Raw genomic sequence first — 16,453 nt, 5'->3', positions numbered from 1 at the left:
AGTTTCCTTGCAGTTAAACAACAGCATTCTTAAATATTGATATAGGTATTCTTATTTTCGATCTTCATCCTATAAAGGTTCATAATCCGTACTTGTTCCTCCGTTAATTCTTCTTTATCCCAATACATATGCATTAAGCTATATTCAAAAATCTCCTTTAATTTAATAAATAACGAAAACTTGTCTTTCATCTCTTTTGGTAGCTCATTTTCCTTTTGATAGCCTTCAAATAGTGCTTTTGTAATAGAATACTCATAGTCAACGATATTCCCATTTCCAGCAAATGAATATTCTATCGCACTATAAATAGGAACGGCTAAATCGAATATGTAAAAATGTTTTTGGAATGAATCCAAGAGAATACCAACTTAACAAAATGCCTATTCAATCATTTGTTAAACTAAATTTAAATAAAGAAGGGGCGTTTAAAATGAATATTTCTAGAAAAATAGAGGTTGAACAGTTACGAGATAGGAAGAGTGAGCTATTTGATAAAGAGGTACTTAACATATTAAATGGTCAAGTTATGTATGAAGAATTTAAAAATAAAAAGCTAATGGGTGATTCTGATTATGCCCCATTTAATGAGGCGATGTGTGTGAACCCTGCTACTACACAAGTTTTTGATGAGGATTTTATTAAAACAAGAGCGAAAGGACATAACAGTTCAGTAGAAAGTTATATAAAAAAGGTTATAGATCCGTTAGAAAACCTTTTTACGAAAAAGTATAAATGTATTGTTCTATGGTTTGGTGAAGATATGTTTTGCCAAATGAACCTACTTACCATACTTTCTCACCTTGAACAGTCTGCTTATGAAGGGAAGGTATACTTAAATAGCTTTAGAGAGGATGAATTTAAAGTAAATCAAATTGAACTTGAATTGGGGAATTATTCTTCTATATACAATGAAGTATTAGTAAACCATAAAAAGAGCTCTCATAAGGTACCACCTGTAATGTATCAGGCTATAGACTTATTTTTAGAAATGTTAACAGAAGATAATGCAGTAATGAAATTCATCTCTAAAAATAAAGATTTATCAACTCGTGAATTATTAATAAAGTTGTTTTATCTTTTTCCAACAATCGGATATGGAGATACTCAGTACATAGAACTGATTAATAAAATAAAGAAGAAAGCTACACCAAAAATATAGGTGCAGCTTTCTTCTTATAATTGCTCAAGTAATTCTAATTCTTTTTCTACAAATAGCATTAGTTCTTTAATTGTTTCACCAGAAAAATCAAAACGAATACCGGCTGCATCATACACTTCTTTTATAGATTGCGAGCTTCCTAGTGATAATGCCTTTTTATAATTTTCTAGCGCTTGCTTAGGATTCTCTTTATATTGTTTATACATTTGTAAAGCGCCAAGTTGGGCGATCGCATATTCAATATAATAAAATGGTACTTCAAAAATATGGAGTACAGGTAGCCAACTCGTTGCTATCCAGTTTTCGTAGCCATCAATATGTATGACGCTAGACTGATAATGTTTTTGAAGTTGTAAGTATTTTTCATTTCTTTCTTCAGAAGTATGACTTGGATTTTCATACAGCCAGTGTTGAAATTGATCGACAATAAGCATAATAGGTAAATATGAAATAACATCTTTAAAGAAGTTAATTTTTGCTTGTTTTAAATCTTTTTTGTCTGTATAGAAGGTATCCCAATAATTAAGCGAGAATAACTCCATTGTCATACTGGCTAGCTCAGCTGTTTCAGCTGGAATTTCTATATACTGTCGTAATTTTAATGGTTTTATGAGTTCGTTATGAATGCTATGCCCCATTTCATGTATAAAAGTGACAATATCATCTTGTGTATAATTTAAGTTCATAAAAATATAAGATAATTGTGAAGCTGGTAAGTACTCACAAAAGCCACCAGCTGCTTTTCCTTTGCGGCTTGTTAAATCGAGACAATTGTGTTTATACATTCGGTTTAAAAGTGCTGAAAATTCAACATCTAGTTTATTAAAGATATGAGTGCTCTTTTCAATTAAATCATTTTCATTTGTAATAGGTTTAAGTACTTTTTGATCTGGAGTTACAGCTGATACATCCCACGGGCGAAGTGTATCAACTTGCAGTTTATCTTTTTGCTCTAGCAATATTTTATCTTTAAGCGGCACAACATACTTACGTATCGATTCAGCTAGTTCATAGCAATCTATCGCTGAATAATCAAAACGCTCGTATTTTTTGAACATATAATCGCGATAATTCTCTAGTTGAATATTTTTTGCTTTTTGATGGCGAATTTTAATTAATTGATTTAATATGTTTTGGAGTTCTTTTTCAACAGATAAAAATTGTTCAGAAATAATGGTTTTTGCCTTTTTACGGGTGTCACGATTCGAATCTTGTAAATAGGATTGTAATTCTGTTATCGTTTTTTCTTCTCCGTCCCAAATTCCACTTAATCCTCCAGTGATTTCAAAGTACTCTGTGACTAATTTGTCTTCCTGTATTTCTAATTCGATATTTTCCTCACAAAATAACTTTTGAGCATTTTTTATTTTTGTATCTAATAAACCATATACGTTAGAATCTAATTCCATTCGAAAAGGTGACTCTAAATATTTATTATCCAATAAATTTTGGTACCGCTTTAAAAGTGGCTTTACAAATTGTTGATCATGTTCAAAAGTATCCTTTATTTCTTCATCATCCGTATTACATTGAAAGGCGATGTAATGTGATCTTAATTGTTCTTCGATGTCCCAAATTACTTTTGACTGCTCTTTTAACCAATTTTCAAGGTCTAGTTTTGAAGAAATCATTTTATTTAATAAAGTCGAAAGAGTTTTTTCCAATTGTAGTACATTACTAATATCAATCGTATTTACATGTTGCATTATATATCCCTCACTTTTTATTTATTCATAGAGATATTCTATTTATTAATTGTAATTCCCTTGTTAAGTGGGGTAAATGTGAAATAATGTTAAATTTAATAATTAAAGAAGGTATTTATATGTCAAAGTAAAAAGTTTATCGTAAATGAAAATATATGGAGGGGTGCTGCATGAGAAAGGGAAAGAAGTTACTTGTATTTTTATTTCCACTTGCTTTATTATGTGCCTGTGAGAATGACATTGAAGATGCTAAAAGTGAAGAGTCTATAGTGATGGATATTGCTACAGCCGCGGTAAAGGAGGAATCTTTTTTTAGTGCTGCTATAAGAGATGAAAAAGAAAGAATATTAGATTTAGAGATTGCTGATAGCGAAGATAGTAACGAAATAAAAAATGATATTAATAAAAGATTGGTGATACAAGGTGTAACGTCTTATAAAATCAATATAACTCAAAGAAATAGAGAAGTTGTAAAGGCAGAGAGTAGATGGAATCAAGTTTTTGGACATATATTTGATGACGTATTCAGAAAAAATGGATATGAAGGGTTTGGTATTCAGCAAATAAATTATAAAAAGAATCAACCTGTTACCATTGATATAAAAACTAAGATTAGCGATGATGAAGTAGGGGCGAGAGAACTTGGACAGAAAATAGAAAAAGAAGTTGAAGGGGTACTTAAAACAGAAGCAGTAAAGAAATGGATTGAAAATGATTCATATGCTATTGGGATTTACGATATAGATGATCGGAAAATTAACTAATTGAGGAATGAATGCTATATGAATGAAAAATCGATATAATTAAATATAGAATTACTGAAGGAGGTGTAAGATGTATAAGTATTTACATATTTTAAACGACATAGAAAATATGATTCAAAATGGAGAAATAAGAGAAGGAAAGAAATTACCGTCTATACGGTCACTCGTTACGCAATATGAATGTAATAAGGCAACAGTTATACGTGCTCTTCATGAATTAGAAAAGCGTCACATTATATATTCTGTCCCTCAAAGTGGATACTACGTTGTTAAAAAATCAGAGAGTACTATAGAAAATAACGAGATAATTGATTTTGCCTCCTCAGCACCAGATCCAGATGTTTTTCCGTATTTAGATTTTCAACATTGTATTAATAAGGCTATTGATACGTATAAAAATGATTTGTTTGTATATGGAACGCCGAAAGGCTTACCATCTTTAATACCAGTTATTCAAAAACAACTAGCAAATTATCAAGTCTTTACAAAAGAAGAAAATATTTTTATAACATCAGGTGTTCAGCAGGCACTTGCTATATTAACTTCTATACCATTTCCGAATGGAAATGAAACTGTATTAATTGAACAACCAACATATCATCTATATATTGATTATCTAGAAATAAATAAAGTTCCTGTAATCGGTATTAAACGTACGAATGAAGGTATCGATTTGAATGAATTGGAGCAAATATTTCAAACCGGAAAAATAAAATTCTTCTATACGATACCGAGATATCATCATCCGCTTGGAACGTCTTATTCTAAAGATGAGAAAGAAAAAATCACACTATTGGCTAAGAAATACAATGTATTTATAGTGGAAGATGATTATTTAGCAGATTTAGAAACTGATTCAAAAGCAGATCCATTATATAGCTTGGATAATTGTAGTCATGTCATATATTTGAAAAGTTATTCGAAGATTATTTTTCCAGGTTTACGGGTTGGAGTTGCGGTCATTCCACCATCCATTGCAAATGCGTTCTATACATACAAAAAGATACTAGATATTGATAGTCCGATGATTTCTCAAGCGGCTTTAGAAATTTATATAAAGAGCGGTATGTTTGAACGTCATAAAAGTAAAATTAATTCTTCCTACTATAATAGATCAATAAAACTAGCAGAAACATTAGAAAAAGTGCAAAATGAAGATCCATCATTATTTACATATAATAGACAAAACACATTTGGAATACACACCTGTTTAGAAATGCAGAAAAACATAGTTACAGAAACACTTATACAAAAATTAGGTGACATGCAAATAAGTGTCGATACTATTGATAAGAATTATATGAGGAATTTCCCTAAAGAAAAACTATTAAAATTAAATGTTTCGAATGTAAAAGAAGATAAGATTGAAGAAGGTATTCGTAAAGTAATTGGGGAAATCAAGCAATTAAGACAGTTTAATTTTCAGTTTAGAAAAGAATAATTTGAATTAGGGGTTTGTTTGGTTTTGAGGCGAAAAATCATTCTCTTGTTTGTATGTAGCGCTATAGTAGTTGGTGTAATGGTTGTGGCTAAATATAAAAAAAGAGATCAATGCATAGCAGTTGCAAAGTATTCAAGAGGTATTATCGTAGATCAAAATAACGAACCTATAATTAATGTGAAAATTTATGAAGATTCAATTGAAAGTAAGGAACACAGTATTTCAAATGCACAAGGTGAATTTGAAATACTAGATGGGGTTTGTGGTGAGATTGTTTTACAATTAGTTACTCCTGATGGAGAAATCTATACGAGAAAATATGATAGGAAGTATATACCAGAAGTAATAAAGCTGAATTATAAAAATAAAAGTGAATAAGATGAAACCATTACGGAGAAAAATAGCAGTTGTGGCCGGAGCAATTATATATGTAATTGGATAATTATATATTTTTTAAGAGCACTCTTAGCAAAGAGTGCTCTTTTTCATCAATGTAAATATTTACTTATCATCTTTTTAAAGTGATTTTTATCATAATTTACATATTGCGTAGCTGTATTTCGTATTGGATCTCCGGCATAAAATCTTTCATACAATTCGTGTCTAGATCCTAATGGACTTCCAATGATATCCCAGGCCAACTTAAATAATTTTGTGCGTTGTTCGGCATCTATATTCGTTCCTTTAAAGTACTTTTTCAATAAATCAGCTATCGGACTTTGGAAGTCATTCGAGCTCGAAGGAAGTTGAATGAACCCACCTGCTCCAATTAATTGTAAAATTTCTATTGCACGGGGATAATATTTGGAACCAAGATTCCTTGCAGTTTCGATATATTTAAAATTCGGCAAATAAGTTTTCGTTTCATTTGTAGTACCTTCAACTTCTGCAGCAATTAAAAGTGCGCGAATTGTTTCGATTTGCATAATTAATTCCCCAAGCTTCTCTTGAACATGCAAATAAGTAGTAGCACCGATCGCTTCAGCAATTTCACAAGCAATTGCAGTTATAAATTCTAGCTTTACTACTAATCGTACAATTGCTTGGTGATAAGCTAAACTACTAGAAGCTACATCTGACTTTATTGCCCATAACGCTTCAGGGTTGTTATATAGTAAGACTCGTTCCCATGGTACAAATACATTATCAAAGATTAATAGTGCATCCATTTCATCGTACTGTGAGCTAAGAGGGGAATCAACTGTAATTGAATGTGTATTCGCAAATGGTTCTCTACAAACCATATGTAATCCAGGGGAATTGGCTGCCACAATGAGAAAGTGAGCTAAATCTTTTTGCGTATCAGTCAGTTTTGCTAATGGATAGATTAATAAATCATTTGAATAAGGAGAAGCAGTACCAATCATTTTAGCACCACTTAAATAAATTCCATCAGAAGTTTTTTTCGTAACTCTTAGTAATCCTAAGTCGTTTGTATTCAACATTGATTCTGTAGATCGATTTATTTGTGGATCACGTTGAACTACGCTTAAGAATAAGTGATTATCTCTCGCTTCTTCATAATAAGATGTAATTTTATTTGGAAACTGTGCATCGAATTTTTTATAAAAATATTTTGATACGTACCAGCCAGTAAGTCTCGATCTTGCGTAATCAGATAGTCTACTCATTACACCGTCTGTAGCATAACTCCACGTTTCAAAAGCGGTTCTCCTCATTAATAATTCGTTATAGGAATTCGGAACTAAAAAGGCTGTATGAACAAATTCTTTCGTTTTTGGACTAACATATCCAACAGAATCTCTTCGTATTGGATCATCAAACAATGTAAATAAATTAGAAATGGTACTTAATGTTCCTGCAAAATGTTTGTCTGTAGTTACATCTACTTTTTGACCATAGAGCCAAACGTTACGACCATCTTGTAAGCTCTTTATATAGTAATCTTTCAAATTTTGCATATTTCCTCCTTCTAAAGACTATTCATATATTTGGACATCTTTTAATGGTGGGGAATATACGTGGAAAGTTATTACTGCTGAATCTGTAGCATTATACATTTTATGCACAGTATCTTTTTTTACTGTGAAAATATTTCCCTCTGTAAACTCTTCAATCCGCTCGCTATTATTTTCGTACGTTATATTTTGTAACGTACCATTGACTATTAGTATACATCCTACAGATATTCCATAATCGTGCACAAAGGTCTTTGCTTTGCTGGGGAAATTTAATACTAAAATCTCTACAAATTCAGATTGATAGATAATGTTCCTTCCGTATTCAAGGTTAACTGGTGAAGTAATAAAAGGAGCTATTTTATGAAGTGAAATATTTAATGATTGAATAGTGTGTATTAAATTGAACGTATCGTAGTTACATAGGTTATTAAATGCCTTTCTTATGTTATGAATCAATTGCATGTACAACTTCCTCCTAAGCATTTGCAGTGAAAGAAAGTAATCTCCTATTATATCGTGTGTAGTCGATTACATAACATTGTATTGAATAAATTCAAAAAGGTGACTGGTTTTAATTGGGTAATATTTGCTCTAGACTACATGGTAATTAATTCCTTTTTTATGGTATGCTTGAACTATAGCCCGCTTTCTATTGGAAAGGTGATGAAATAAATGGCAGTTCTTTTAGTGGATAATCTATATCAAATGTCTATTGTTTTACTGATCTTATGTTCATTTTGTTTTTATAGATATTTAAAGAAAATAAAAAGGGAAAGAAAGCTTACAGGTTTTGAAATTACGATGTATATCGTGACGCAACTTGCGTATTTCATTTGGGCGGCAACGACTTTTCTTAAAATGTTATCAGAATAGTAATCTTAAAGTATTAGACGCTGAACAGAAAGGTACAGGAGCATTAAAGGTATAAACGTGGGCAAGGGTAATTTCTCTAGTGGGTAAATAAATATAGTCGATAACTAGATGGATAACAATATTACTTATAACATCTTTATAAAAAGAGAGGATATAAATGGAACAATATAAATTAATTTTAAAAGGGCCTAAACAACTCAAGTGGGAAATAAATGAAATTAAGGACATACAGGACGATGAAATTATCGTTAAAACAATCGCAGGAGCGATAAGCATTGGGGCCGAGTTACCACAGTATAATGGATCCGATGTTACGGAAACGAATCCTTTTTATCCAAGAAAAACTGGATATGAAAGTTATGGTGAAGTGATTCAAGTTGGTAATAAAGTAACACATGTAAACGTAGGTGATAAAGTAGTTTCTTTTTATGGACATGAAACGATAGGGATAGTTAAGGGGCATAAAGTAATCCGAGTGCCTTGTTCTATACAACCTAAAGTTGCTTTATTATCTATTCTTTCGTGTGATGCTGCTAAAGGAGTATTGAAACTAAACCCGCGACATGATGAAAAAGTACTTATAACTGGAATGGGAGTTATTGGTTTGTTCGCTTGTTATTTCTTAAAATACTATGTAGGCATTGAGCACGTGGATGTTGTTGAGCCTAATAAAAATAGAAGAGATTTTGCAAAGAAGTTTGGTCCGAAAAACATATATGATTCAGAAGAGAAAATAATAGAAACATATAATTATGGTTTCGAATGTTCTGCTACAAATAGTGGGTTCCATACTTTGCAAAAAGCTCTTAAAACTAATGGTAAAATATGTATACTATCTGATGGTAATATAGAAGAACTAACATTAACTGCTAACTTTTATCAGAAAGAATTGCAAATCATTGGATCAAGTGATGGATACGATTATCAAAAGCATGCAGATTGGTTTTTTGAAGAAATAGGAAAAACACCATTTATAGAAGAGATCTTTCAACATGAAATACATTATACTTCACTCATACAATGCTTTGATGAATTGAGTTTAGGGATAATTAAACCATTAAAAGTATATGTTTCATATGAATAACGAAAAAAATGAGAAAATATTTGTCACATACCTTACAAATGTTTCGTCACATTTATGATTACTAAATGAGGAGGAACATATATGAAAATATTTGTAGCAGGTGCAACGGGTGTAATAGGACGTTCTTTATTGCCAATGTTAATAAAAAATGGGCATACAGTTTTTGCGATGATCCGTAATACTTCGCAAGTAGAAGCAATGAAAAAGGTTGGTGCCATACCAGTAATAGCTGATGTATTTAATAGAAAGGCTGTATTTTCTGTATTAGAAGAAACAAATCCCGATGTAGTTATTCATCAATTAACGTCATTATCTTCATGGGATTTTGAGGATAATGCAAAAATTAGAACAAAAGGCACTCGTAACCTTGTCGATGCAGCTAAAAATGTAGGGGTACAGAAAATAATCGCTCAAAGTATTTCATGGGCGTATGAACCAGGGGATACATTTGCGACTGAAAAAGATTCACTACATATTACTGCTTCCATGCCTCGACAAGTCACTGTTAATGGCATATTGAAATTAGAAGAAGCTGTTACTGAGTTACCTGAATCGGTAATACTTCGTTATGGCACATTATACGGACCAGGAACATGGTATGCGGAAAACGGATTAATAGCAAATCAAGTTCGTAATAATGAGATTATTGCATCAGATGGGATAATCTCGTTTATACATGTCGAAGATGCTGCAAGAGCTACTATGCTAGCCCTTAATTGGCCTTCAGGAATCGTAAATATTGTAGATAATTATCCAGCAACTAGTAAAGAATGGTTACCAATATATGCAGCAGCGATAGGGGCACCTAAGCCTAAAGTTCAAGATGGGAAAGATAGTTGGGAAAGAGGAGCTTCCAATAATAAGGCGCGTAAAGAGTATGGTTGGATACCTTTATTTCCATCATGGTCTGAAGGGTTTAACAACTTAATAGGTAAGTAAAACACAACTTTAATGGGAATGATAGTAAAATACACCATTAAAGGATTGGGTTATTATGAATATAATTTTGGAAAGTATTATATTAACTTTTACTGGAATAATTGTTTTGAAAATGACAGGTAGTGCATCTGTCAGCCAAATGACAAGAGCTGAAATCATTATAGTTGTATCAATCGGCCGTATTATTGTGGAACCTGTATTAAGTAGAAAAGTAGTCCCATCTATATTTGCGGCTATCATATTTGCAAGCATACTACTTATCATTCATTTCTTTGAATTGAAATCAAGGAAGGTGGAACAATTTCTAAATGGAAGTAGCATTATAATTGTTGAAAACGGAGAGATTGTAAAAGAGAATTTGATGCAGGCAAAAATGTCGGAGCAACAACTATATATGCAATTAAGAGAAAAAGGAATCCATGATGTAAAGAGTTTACAGCAAGTTACAGCGGAACCGAATGGTCGTATTGGTTATCAATTAATAAAAGAAGCACAACCAATAACTTTAGAAATGTTAGAAAAAGTATTAGATCGGTACAATATAAAAAGATAATTTCTCGTGAGAAAAAGCCAATACTATAACGGAAGTATTGGCTTTTTTATTTTTCTACAAATGTAAGGATTAATAAAATAGGGTGGATTTTAAACCAATCATTATAATAGATATAGGCTTATAATTGTGCTATATTCAATGGACTTATAGTGAATGTGGTAAAAAATTAATTTGGCATAGGTAGACGCAGCGTTAAAATTTATAAGTTTTTAATGTGATACTAAAAATGGATTGAAAATAAGGAGATAGATACATAATGGAATTTTGGGAATCAAGTTTTATCGAAAAACAAACGATGTGGGGATTTGAATCTACAGAATCTGCAATTTTGACAAAAGATTTTTTTCTTGAAAAGAACGTTAAAGACATATTAATTCCGGGTATTGGATATGGAAGAAATGCAAAGGTTTTTATCGATAATGGTATAAAAGTAACAGGTATTGAAATTTCAAAAACAGCCATTGATTTAGCAAAGCAAAATGGACTAGAAGATATTAGTATCTATCACGGTTCGGTAAATGAGATGCCTTTTAATAACAAACTGTATGATGGGATATTTAGTCATGCACTTCTTCATTTGTTGAATGAACAGGAAAGAGAGAAATTTATTGAAGATTGTTATAATCAGTTAAAACCAGGCGGATATATGGTTTTTACAACTGTTTCTCAAAAAGCCCCAATGTATGGAAAAGGAAAACAGCTGGAGCAAGACTATTATGAAATAATGGAAGGCGTAAAAATGTTCTTCTATGATTCTGAATCTATAAAACGAGATTTTAATCAATATGGATTAGTACAAGTTTCGGAAATTGATGAACCAAATAAGAACGTGGTAAATAAACCTTCAATCAATTTTTTTACGATAAAATGTAAGAGAGAACTATAATTAAAAGTTATTAAGAATGATTAAAGATGTTTATATATTGATTATGCACAAATAAAAAGGACAAGCATATAATAGAAGTACCTATTAACTTTAAGTAACCTTAACTTTCTTTAATAGGATATCTCAAAATCCCCAAAAAGAGCACTTGCGGAAACAAGTGCTCTTTTATTTTTTGTTTCATAAATATTTATAGTTGCAAATTTCTTGCAATAAAAATAAATCTGAGAAAAATAATCATATCTTTATTATACGATTATTTTTGAACTACAAACGTTATAGCATTTGTTTTTAATTGAATGTGTCTTTCATCACGAACTATATTATAAGCTAATTCTTTTATTTCAACTTTTACTTCTTTCCATCCTTTATAAATGCTTTTTAATAGACGTATTATTTCTTCGGTTGGGAGATTAATTTCAATTAAAGCTTCTAATTCTTCATTCGTTTTTAAATCAATTTTTTGTATGTTAGAGTTAATAATCAAACAATTAATACCGCCGTTTTTTGTCCCTTTTTTCATAGAATGAAGCACGTTTTTAAAATCTTCTTCTGATTTGACATGTTCTAAACTTGATACTGCAACGATATAATCATAAGCGTTAGAGTCAATATGATAGTTTTCAATTGCTGCTTGTTCTGTTTTTATAACCTCGAATACATCATGTTCTTTGCTATAAGTTTGTAGCTTTGTTAAAGCGGAATTAAGTAAATCAACACATGTAACAGTGCCGCTAGTATTCCTTAACTTTTGTGCAATTGGAATGCTATTTCTACCGACGCCAGAGCCAAGATCAAGTACTTGCAAGTTGTTTTGTCCTTCAAAGTGATCCATCAAGTCCATAACTGTTTTAACCGGTTTGTACAGCCAAGAGCCAATTTCAAATAGTTTATATTGTTCATAGCAAAGGTCGTGATATTTCTTTTCTTCTTGTCTTATGTAATCGATACGGTTCACATTGTTTCAACTCCAATATTTTTATTGCAAAATTCATATGTAGAACAACCTTTTATATTTGTTTGAATTCGAAAAATACCACCAGCATGTGGATACTCTTTTAATTCGTCATCCGTCATTCTTGTTCTGGCTGTTGTAACATATAAATCTGTTAAATTAGGTCCTCCAAATGTACATGATGTTACATATAAAGCTGGAATTGGAATATTTAATATTTGTTCTCCAGTAGATGGATTCCATCTAGTTATTTTTGAACCTCCCCAATGTGCAATCCATAAACAACCTTCTTCGTCAATTGTCATACCATCAGGTAGACCATCATTTTCAGAGAAAATGATTACATCACTTGGATTATGAATTTCTCCAGTACGTATATTATATTGATAGCGAACCACTTTTTTAGTAGGTGTATCTATAAAGTAAAAGTATGTATGATCAGGTGACCAAGCAATTCCATTTGATGTATTTACATGTGAAACTTTTTTCTCTACACTTAAATTATGATGTAAACAATACAAGGAACCTGCAGCATTCATACCGTATGTATCTGTAGAACCTGCCCAGAAACGACCAGCTGGATCACATTTTCCATCATTGAAACGATTTTCTATTAAATGTGGTTCAGGGTCAAAAATATGTGTCAGTTTCTCGGTATTTACATTAATAGAATAAAAGCCTTTTTCCATAGCTAAGAGTAATACATCCTCTAAATATGGAACAACACAGCCAATTTGTTGATTGAGAGCAATTACTCGGTTCGTATTAGCGGTAGGATTGTATATGCATAATTTTCTCTCCATAATATCAACCCAATATAAAAGTTGCTTTTTTCCATCCCAACATGGTCCTTCAGCTAAACTTGCTTTAGCATCTAAAACTAATTCTATATTACTGAACAAGATGTTCACCTCGCGTTATAAGATATTAATATAATTCGATAAGAATAGAGGTAAACCTTTTAGTCAAAGGATATTAAAATTTATACTGTAGAAAAATGACCTTCTCACAAGTGATTAAAAAAGTGTATAAACAAGGAGAGGAAAATGCATATGATGTTTTATGAGATTGTTTGCTTTTCTTGTAAGAATATATTTCGTGTTTACGAAGGCAGTGAAAAATATAAGCGATTTAAAGAGAAACCAAACGGGGCATATTGTTGTGATGAGTGTAGTCATAAAATTCAATTAGAAGCGATAAAGAATTTTTTTAGGTAATTATATGTTTTGAATTCGGAAAAGTTTGACAATAAAAGCATTATAAATTATCATATTAAAAAACTAATATTTAAAATGGCATGGAAGAGAAGAGTAGTTAAGAAAGAATACGTACAGAGAGCTCTGGTAGCTGAGAAAGAGCGGTATACATCTTAACGAAAAAAGACTTGGAGCTGCGCAAGGAACTCATTTATTTAGGGATGGTGCGACGGATTCTCCCGTTATAGAGATAGGGTATAAGCATATTTTGCCGTACCTGAAGAGGTTAATATGGTGACATATTAACAAACTGAGGTGGTACCGCGAAGCTAACAACTCTCGTCCTCAAGATGAATAATCTTGGGGGTGGGAGTTTTTTTATTGCATAAAACTGAAAATGCGAAAACAAAAAAATAATCGAGGTGAGTAATATATGCATTGGGCGTATGAAGTAGCACATGAATTAATTAGGAAACATCCAAATAAAGAAACGTTTGTTTGTGCATCAGGAATTAGTCCGTCAGGTTCTGTTCATATTGGGAATTTTCGTGAAATCGTAACGACTTATTTCGTAGTAAGAGCACTTCAAGATTTAGGGAAAAAGACTCGTTTTATATTTTCGTGGGATGATTATGATAGGTTTAGAAAAGTTCCCAAAAATATTGATCCTTCTTTTGCGAAGTATATTGGTATGCCATACTGTGATATTCCAGATCCGTATGGATGTTATAACTCGTATGCGGAGCATTTTGAAAAAGAGTTTGAAAAATCGCTTCAAGCATTTGGAATTGAAGTAGAATTTATTTATCAACATGATGAATATAGAAGCGGAAGGTATAACAAAAATATTTTAGAGGCTTTGTATAAACGAAAAGAAATATATGATATTTTAATGGACTTTAAAACTGGAGAGTGTAGTGAAGAAGAGCGAAACAATTTTTATCCAGCTGCATTATATTGTGAGAGGTGTGGAAAAGATACAACAACTATTACACATTTTGATGAAGTATTAAAAACAGTCCGGTATGAATGTGAATGCGGAAATGAAAAAGAATTATCCGTATTAAATACAAATAAAATGAAACTAAACTGGAAAATCGATTGGCCGATGAGATGGATGATAGAGGATGTTATTTTTGAACCGGGTGGAAGAGATCATTCATCAGAAACGGGTAGTTATAATGTATCAAAAGAAATTGCAAGGAAAATATTCAATCGTGAAGCGCCTCATTACGTTGCTTACGATTTCATTGGTATTAAAGGAAATCATGAAAAAATGTCTAGCTCTTCAGGGAATAGTATTACACCAAGTAATTTATTGAGAGTGTATATACCAGAAGTAATTCTCTTTATGTTTGCAAAATACAAACCAGGCGCTGCTTTTCATATTGGGTTAGATGAAGATGTGATTCGCAATTATACAGAGTATGAGCGATTGAAAGATAGCTATGAAAATAAAACGCTCAAAAATGAAGATTTATTTGATGCAATTAAAATCTCTAAAGTTGATAGCGATTTTAAAGAATATCCGAAATTTAATCAAGTAGCAGGAACGTTACCATTATTAAATTTTGATTCTACTATTTTACAGGGGATATTAAAGAAAATAGATAGGAGCTATGCATTAGATGAAATGAGAGCGATAAGTAATCGCGCAGAGTATTGGATAAGAAACTTTCAATCTGAAAAATTAATTGCGGTAAATCAGGAGAAAAATAAAGAGTTTTACTATACATTAGATGAAAGGCAGAAAGAATGGCTAGTAGAAGTTTGTAAAATACTTCGTTCTAATAAAGATTACTCTAACTTAATGGAGCAATTGTATTCGATTTGTCATCACGAAAATAAAAAAATAATGAAAGAAAATCAAAAACAATTATTTATTATTATTTATAAGCTCATTATGAATCAGTCTAGTGGCCCACGTATATCGTTATTAATACATGTGGTGGGCATCGAAAAATTCATCTCATTACTAGATTTCTAAAATAAAGCTAAAAGAAACGCAAGTACTTAGAGGTCTAAGTACTTGCGTTTCAAATTTTGCTAGCGTGAATACATTTTTGGACATTCATCACCACTTGCCTCATAAAAACAATGGCTTTTAAACTGTCCTACAAATGGCTGATTATACCATTCAGGTGGACAAGCTCCGACTGGACGGAAATACCAAAGAGCCCATCGTGCAGGCCAGCGCCATTCACCTTGTAAAACTTTTCGTGCGATTTCTTTTTCTGATTCACGAGCGCGTTGATAAAAATATCCATATTGTACTGCTTCAAATCCGCCGGGGCTTTGATATACAGCGTCGCGTACGGTACGGAGTTGTTTAAAATCTAAGCAATCACAAAATACACGGTTTACTACAACACATCCAACTAACTCCTCACCTTGGCGACCTTCGCCTTCAGCTTCAGCACGAATTAAACGAGCTAGTAAATCAACATCACTTTCGTTGTATGGAATAAGGGGCATAGTGATACCACCTTTCTGTTATAGTAAAGAGTGTATGTTATAAAACAATCTGCGTGCTTTTTTACATAAAAATAACATTTAATTTTAAGAGGAGCTTGTATAAAAAGAGCTAATTAGTAATAGTAGATAAATATAAAAGGGAGAGGTATTATGTATCGAATTCATAAAGACCATATTATTTACGCGATGTCATCAGAGAATAAACCATGTATGGTGTAGTTTTGAAATAAAGTTGCGATGCTGTATCTCTTTAATCAAAGAATTGTAAATATATGATCAAACTTTTTTATAAAACAGAAACCTGCTGGATAAGAAACCATTTGGATTAAACTTTTTTCAAAATGGTTTCTTTTTATTCAACATAGAATACGGTTTAACACAATATTTTTAATCAAACTTTATTTTAAAGCCACACATTTCTTTTTCTTATGGTGAATTTGTTTCTTAGTTATTTCCTGCATTTTATATCATTCACCAATCATGTAATGTTAAGGGAGATGACA

General features: G+C 31.7%; 18 protein-coding genes and 1 other annotated feature. Of the genes, 11 read left to right on the top strand and 7 right to left on the bottom strand.

Going from position 1 to position 16,453, the window contains the following annotated elements; genetic code table 11:
• Window positions 1-29: 29 nt before the first annotated feature.
• Window positions 30-356 (bottom strand): aminoglycoside phosphotransferase, encoded by a 327-nt coding sequence (locus DN404_RS27060; protein ID WP_071740589.1) that lies wholly within the window; start codon window positions 354-356, stop codon window positions 30-32.
• Here DN404_RS27060 and DN404_RS27055 point away from each other — a divergent pair.
• The gene (locus tag DN404_RS27055; protein ID WP_255445419.1) at window positions 347-1,159 is read left to right on the top strand and encodes an AraC family transcriptional regulator; all 813 of its coding nucleotides are present in this window, start codon (window positions 347-349) and stop codon (window positions 1,157-1,159) included. The genes DN404_RS27060 and DN404_RS27055 overlap by 10 nt on opposite strands.
• Before the next feature lie 14 nt (window positions 1,160-1,173).
• Here the strand turns inward: DN404_RS27055 and DN404_RS27050 are convergent, their stop codons facing one another.
• Window positions 1,174-2,865 (bottom strand): M3 family oligoendopeptidase, encoded by a 1,692-nt coding sequence (locus DN404_RS27050; protein WP_149215688.1) that lies wholly within the window; start codon window positions 2,863-2,865, stop codon window positions 1,174-1,176.
• A 170-nt stretch (window positions 2,866-3,035) separates the two neighbouring features.
• Between DN404_RS27050 and DN404_RS27045 the strand changes: the two genes are divergently transcribed.
• The 3 genes from DN404_RS27045 (at window position 3,036) to DN404_RS27035 (ending at window position 5,448) form a co-directional block, all read left to right on the top strand.
• The gene (locus DN404_RS27045; protein WP_001225387.1) at window positions 3,036-3,629 is read left to right on the top strand and encodes a DUF4030 domain-containing protein; all 594 of its coding nucleotides are present in this window, start codon (window positions 3,036-3,038) and stop codon (window positions 3,627-3,629) included.
• A gap of 70 nt (window positions 3,630-3,699) precedes the next feature.
• Window positions 3,700-5,070 (top strand): aminotransferase-like domain-containing protein, encoded by a 1,371-nt coding sequence (locus tag DN404_RS27040; RefSeq protein ID WP_149215687.1) that lies wholly within the window; start codon window positions 3,700-3,702, stop codon window positions 5,068-5,070.
• 24 nt (window positions 5,071-5,094) lie between these two features.
• Window positions 5,095-5,448, top strand: coding sequence for a serine/threonine protein kinase (locus tag DN404_RS27035; RefSeq protein ID WP_033692968.1), 354 nt, complete (start codon window positions 5,095-5,097; stop codon window positions 5,446-5,448).
• Between the two features lie 110 nt (window positions 5,449-5,558).
• Here DN404_RS27035 and DN404_RS27030 read toward each other — a convergent pair whose 3' ends face one another.
• Entirely contained in the window at window positions 5,559-6,992 is a 1,434-nt protein-coding gene (locus DN404_RS27030; protein ID WP_149215686.1) for a 4-hydroxyphenylacetate 3-hydroxylase family protein, read from the bottom strand.
• An 18-nt stretch (window positions 6,993-7,010) separates the two neighbouring features.
• Window positions 7,011-7,454, bottom strand: a complete 444-nt coding sequence (locus DN404_RS27025) for a cysteine dioxygenase (RefSeq protein WP_149215685.1) — start codon at window positions 7,452-7,454, stop codon at window positions 7,011-7,013.
• Window positions 7,455-7,664: 210 nt separating this feature from the next.
• Here DN404_RS27025 and DN404_RS27020 point away from each other — a divergent pair, with 210 nt between their 5' ends.
• The 5 genes from DN404_RS27020 to DN404_RS27000 all read left to right on the top strand — a co-directional run bounded on the left by DN404_RS27020 (window position 7,665) and on the right by DN404_RS27000 (window position 11,327).
• Window positions 7,665-7,865 (top strand): hypothetical protein, encoded by a 201-nt coding sequence (locus DN404_RS27020; RefSeq protein ID WP_000279689.1) that lies wholly within the window; start codon window positions 7,665-7,667, stop codon window positions 7,863-7,865.
• 157 nt (window positions 7,866-8,022) lie between these two features.
• Window positions 8,023-8,949: a zinc-dependent alcohol dehydrogenase gene (locus tag DN404_RS27015; protein WP_006929511.1), complete on the top strand. Its 927-nt coding sequence runs from the start codon at window positions 8,023-8,025 to the stop codon at window positions 8,947-8,949.
• Between the two features lie 81 nt (window positions 8,950-9,030).
• Window positions 9,031-9,888: an NAD-dependent epimerase/dehydratase family protein gene (locus DN404_RS27010; protein ID WP_006929510.1), complete on the top strand. Its 858-nt coding sequence runs from the start codon at window positions 9,031-9,033 to the stop codon at window positions 9,886-9,888.
• Between the two features lie 55 nt (window positions 9,889-9,943).
• A complete protein-coding gene (locus DN404_RS27005; protein ID WP_001021411.1) occupies window positions 9,944-10,441 on the top strand; it encodes a DUF421 domain-containing protein in 498 nt (165 codons plus the stop codon).
• A gap of 256 nt (window positions 10,442-10,697) precedes the next feature.
• Window positions 10,698-11,327, top strand: a complete 630-nt coding sequence (locus DN404_RS27000; protein WP_006929509.1) for a class I SAM-dependent methyltransferase — start codon at window positions 10,698-10,700, stop codon at window positions 11,325-11,327.
• 253 nt (window positions 11,328-11,580) lie between these two features.
• Here DN404_RS27000 and DN404_RS26995 read toward each other — a convergent pair whose 3' ends face one another.
• Window positions 11,581-12,282: a class I SAM-dependent methyltransferase gene (locus DN404_RS26995; protein WP_006921575.1), complete on the bottom strand. Its 702-nt coding sequence runs from the start codon at window positions 12,280-12,282 to the stop codon at window positions 11,581-11,583.
• A complete protein-coding gene (locus DN404_RS26990; RefSeq protein ID WP_006921576.1) occupies window positions 12,279-13,181 on the bottom strand; it encodes an SMP-30/gluconolactonase/LRE family protein in 903 nt (300 codons plus the stop codon). Before DN404_RS26990 ends, DN404_RS26995 begins: the two co-directional genes overlap by 4 nt.
• A gap of 144 nt (window positions 13,182-13,325) precedes the next feature.
• Between DN404_RS26990 and DN404_RS26985 the strand changes: the two genes are divergently transcribed.
• Together DN404_RS26985 and lysS are read left to right on the top strand one after the other, a co-directional pair.
• Window positions 13,326-13,496, top strand: coding sequence for a DUF2197 domain-containing protein (locus tag DN404_RS26985; RefSeq protein WP_000551047.1), 171 nt, complete (start codon window positions 13,326-13,328; stop codon window positions 13,494-13,496).
• 72 nt (window positions 13,497-13,568) lie between these two features.
• Window positions 13,569-13,825: a binding site (T-box leader), on the top strand.
• Window positions 13,826-13,908: 83 nt separating this feature from the next.
• On the top strand, window positions 13,909-15,462 hold the full coding sequence (lysS, locus tag DN404_RS26980) for a lysine--tRNA ligase (protein WP_113303047.1): 1,554 nt from the start codon (window positions 13,909-13,911) through the stop codon (window positions 15,460-15,462).
• A 59-nt stretch (window positions 15,463-15,521) separates the two neighbouring features.
• Here lysS and DN404_RS26975 read toward each other — a convergent pair whose 3' ends face one another.
• Entirely contained in the window at window positions 15,522-15,950 is a 429-nt protein-coding gene (locus tag DN404_RS26975; protein ID WP_149215684.1) for a cell wall hydrolase, read from the bottom strand.
• Between the last annotated feature and the right edge of the window lie 503 nt (window positions 15,951-16,453).

It is taken from the genome of Bacillus sp. TE8-1 (assembly GCF_008368855.1).
GTDB classification, from domain to species: Bacteria; Bacillota; Bacilli; order Bacillales; family Bacillaceae_G; genus Bacillus_A; species Bacillus_A cereus.
The sequence above is the reverse complement of the archived record's forward strand: the minus strand, read 5'-3'. Positions and strand labels throughout refer to the sequence as shown.

Coding starts and splice junctions, on each gene's coding strand:
- DN404_RS27055 (WP_255445419.1), top strand. CDS start 347: ATGAATCCAAGAGAATACCAACTTAACAAAATGCCTATTCAATCATTT.
- DN404_RS27050 (WP_149215688.1), bottom strand. CDS start 2,865: ATGCAACATGTAAATACGATTGATATTAGTAATGTACTACAATTGGAA.
- DN404_RS27045 (WP_001225387.1), top strand. CDS start 3,036: ATGAGAAAGGGAAAGAAGTTACTTGTATTTTTATTTCCACTTGCTTTA.
- DN404_RS27040 (WP_149215687.1), top strand. CDS start 3,700: ATGTATAAGTATTTACATATTTTAAACGACATAGAAAATATGATTCAA.
- DN404_RS27030 (WP_149215686.1), bottom strand. CDS start 6,992: ATGCAAAATTTGAAAGATTACTATATAAAGAGCTTACAAGATGGTCGT.
- DN404_RS27025 (WP_149215685.1), bottom strand. CDS start 7,454: ATGCAATTGATTCATAACATAAGAAAGGCATTTAATAACCTATGTAAC.
- DN404_RS27020 (WP_000279689.1), top strand. CDS start 7,665: ATGGCAGTTCTTTTAGTGGATAATCTATATCAAATGTCTATTGTTTTA.
- DN404_RS27015 (WP_006929511.1), top strand. CDS start 8,023: ATGGAACAATATAAATTAATTTTAAAAGGGCCTAAACAACTCAAGTGG.
- DN404_RS27010 (WP_006929510.1), top strand. CDS start 9,031: ATGAAAATATTTGTAGCAGGTGCAACGGGTGTAATAGGACGTTCTTTA.
- DN404_RS27005 (WP_001021411.1), top strand. CDS start 9,944: ATGAATATAATTTTGGAAAGTATTATATTAACTTTTACTGGAATAATT.
- DN404_RS27000 (WP_006929509.1), top strand. CDS start 10,698: ATGGAATTTTGGGAATCAAGTTTTATCGAAAAACAAACGATGTGGGGA.
- DN404_RS26985 (WP_000551047.1), top strand. CDS start 13,326: ATGCATATGATGTTTTATGAGATTGTTTGCTTTTCTTGTAAGAATATA.
- lysS (WP_113303047.1), top strand. CDS start 13,909: ATGCATTGGGCGTATGAAGTAGCACATGAATTAATTAGGAAACATCCA.
- DN404_RS26975 (WP_149215684.1), bottom strand. CDS start 15,950: ATGCCCCTTATTCCATACAACGAAAGTGATGTTGATTTACTAGCTCGT.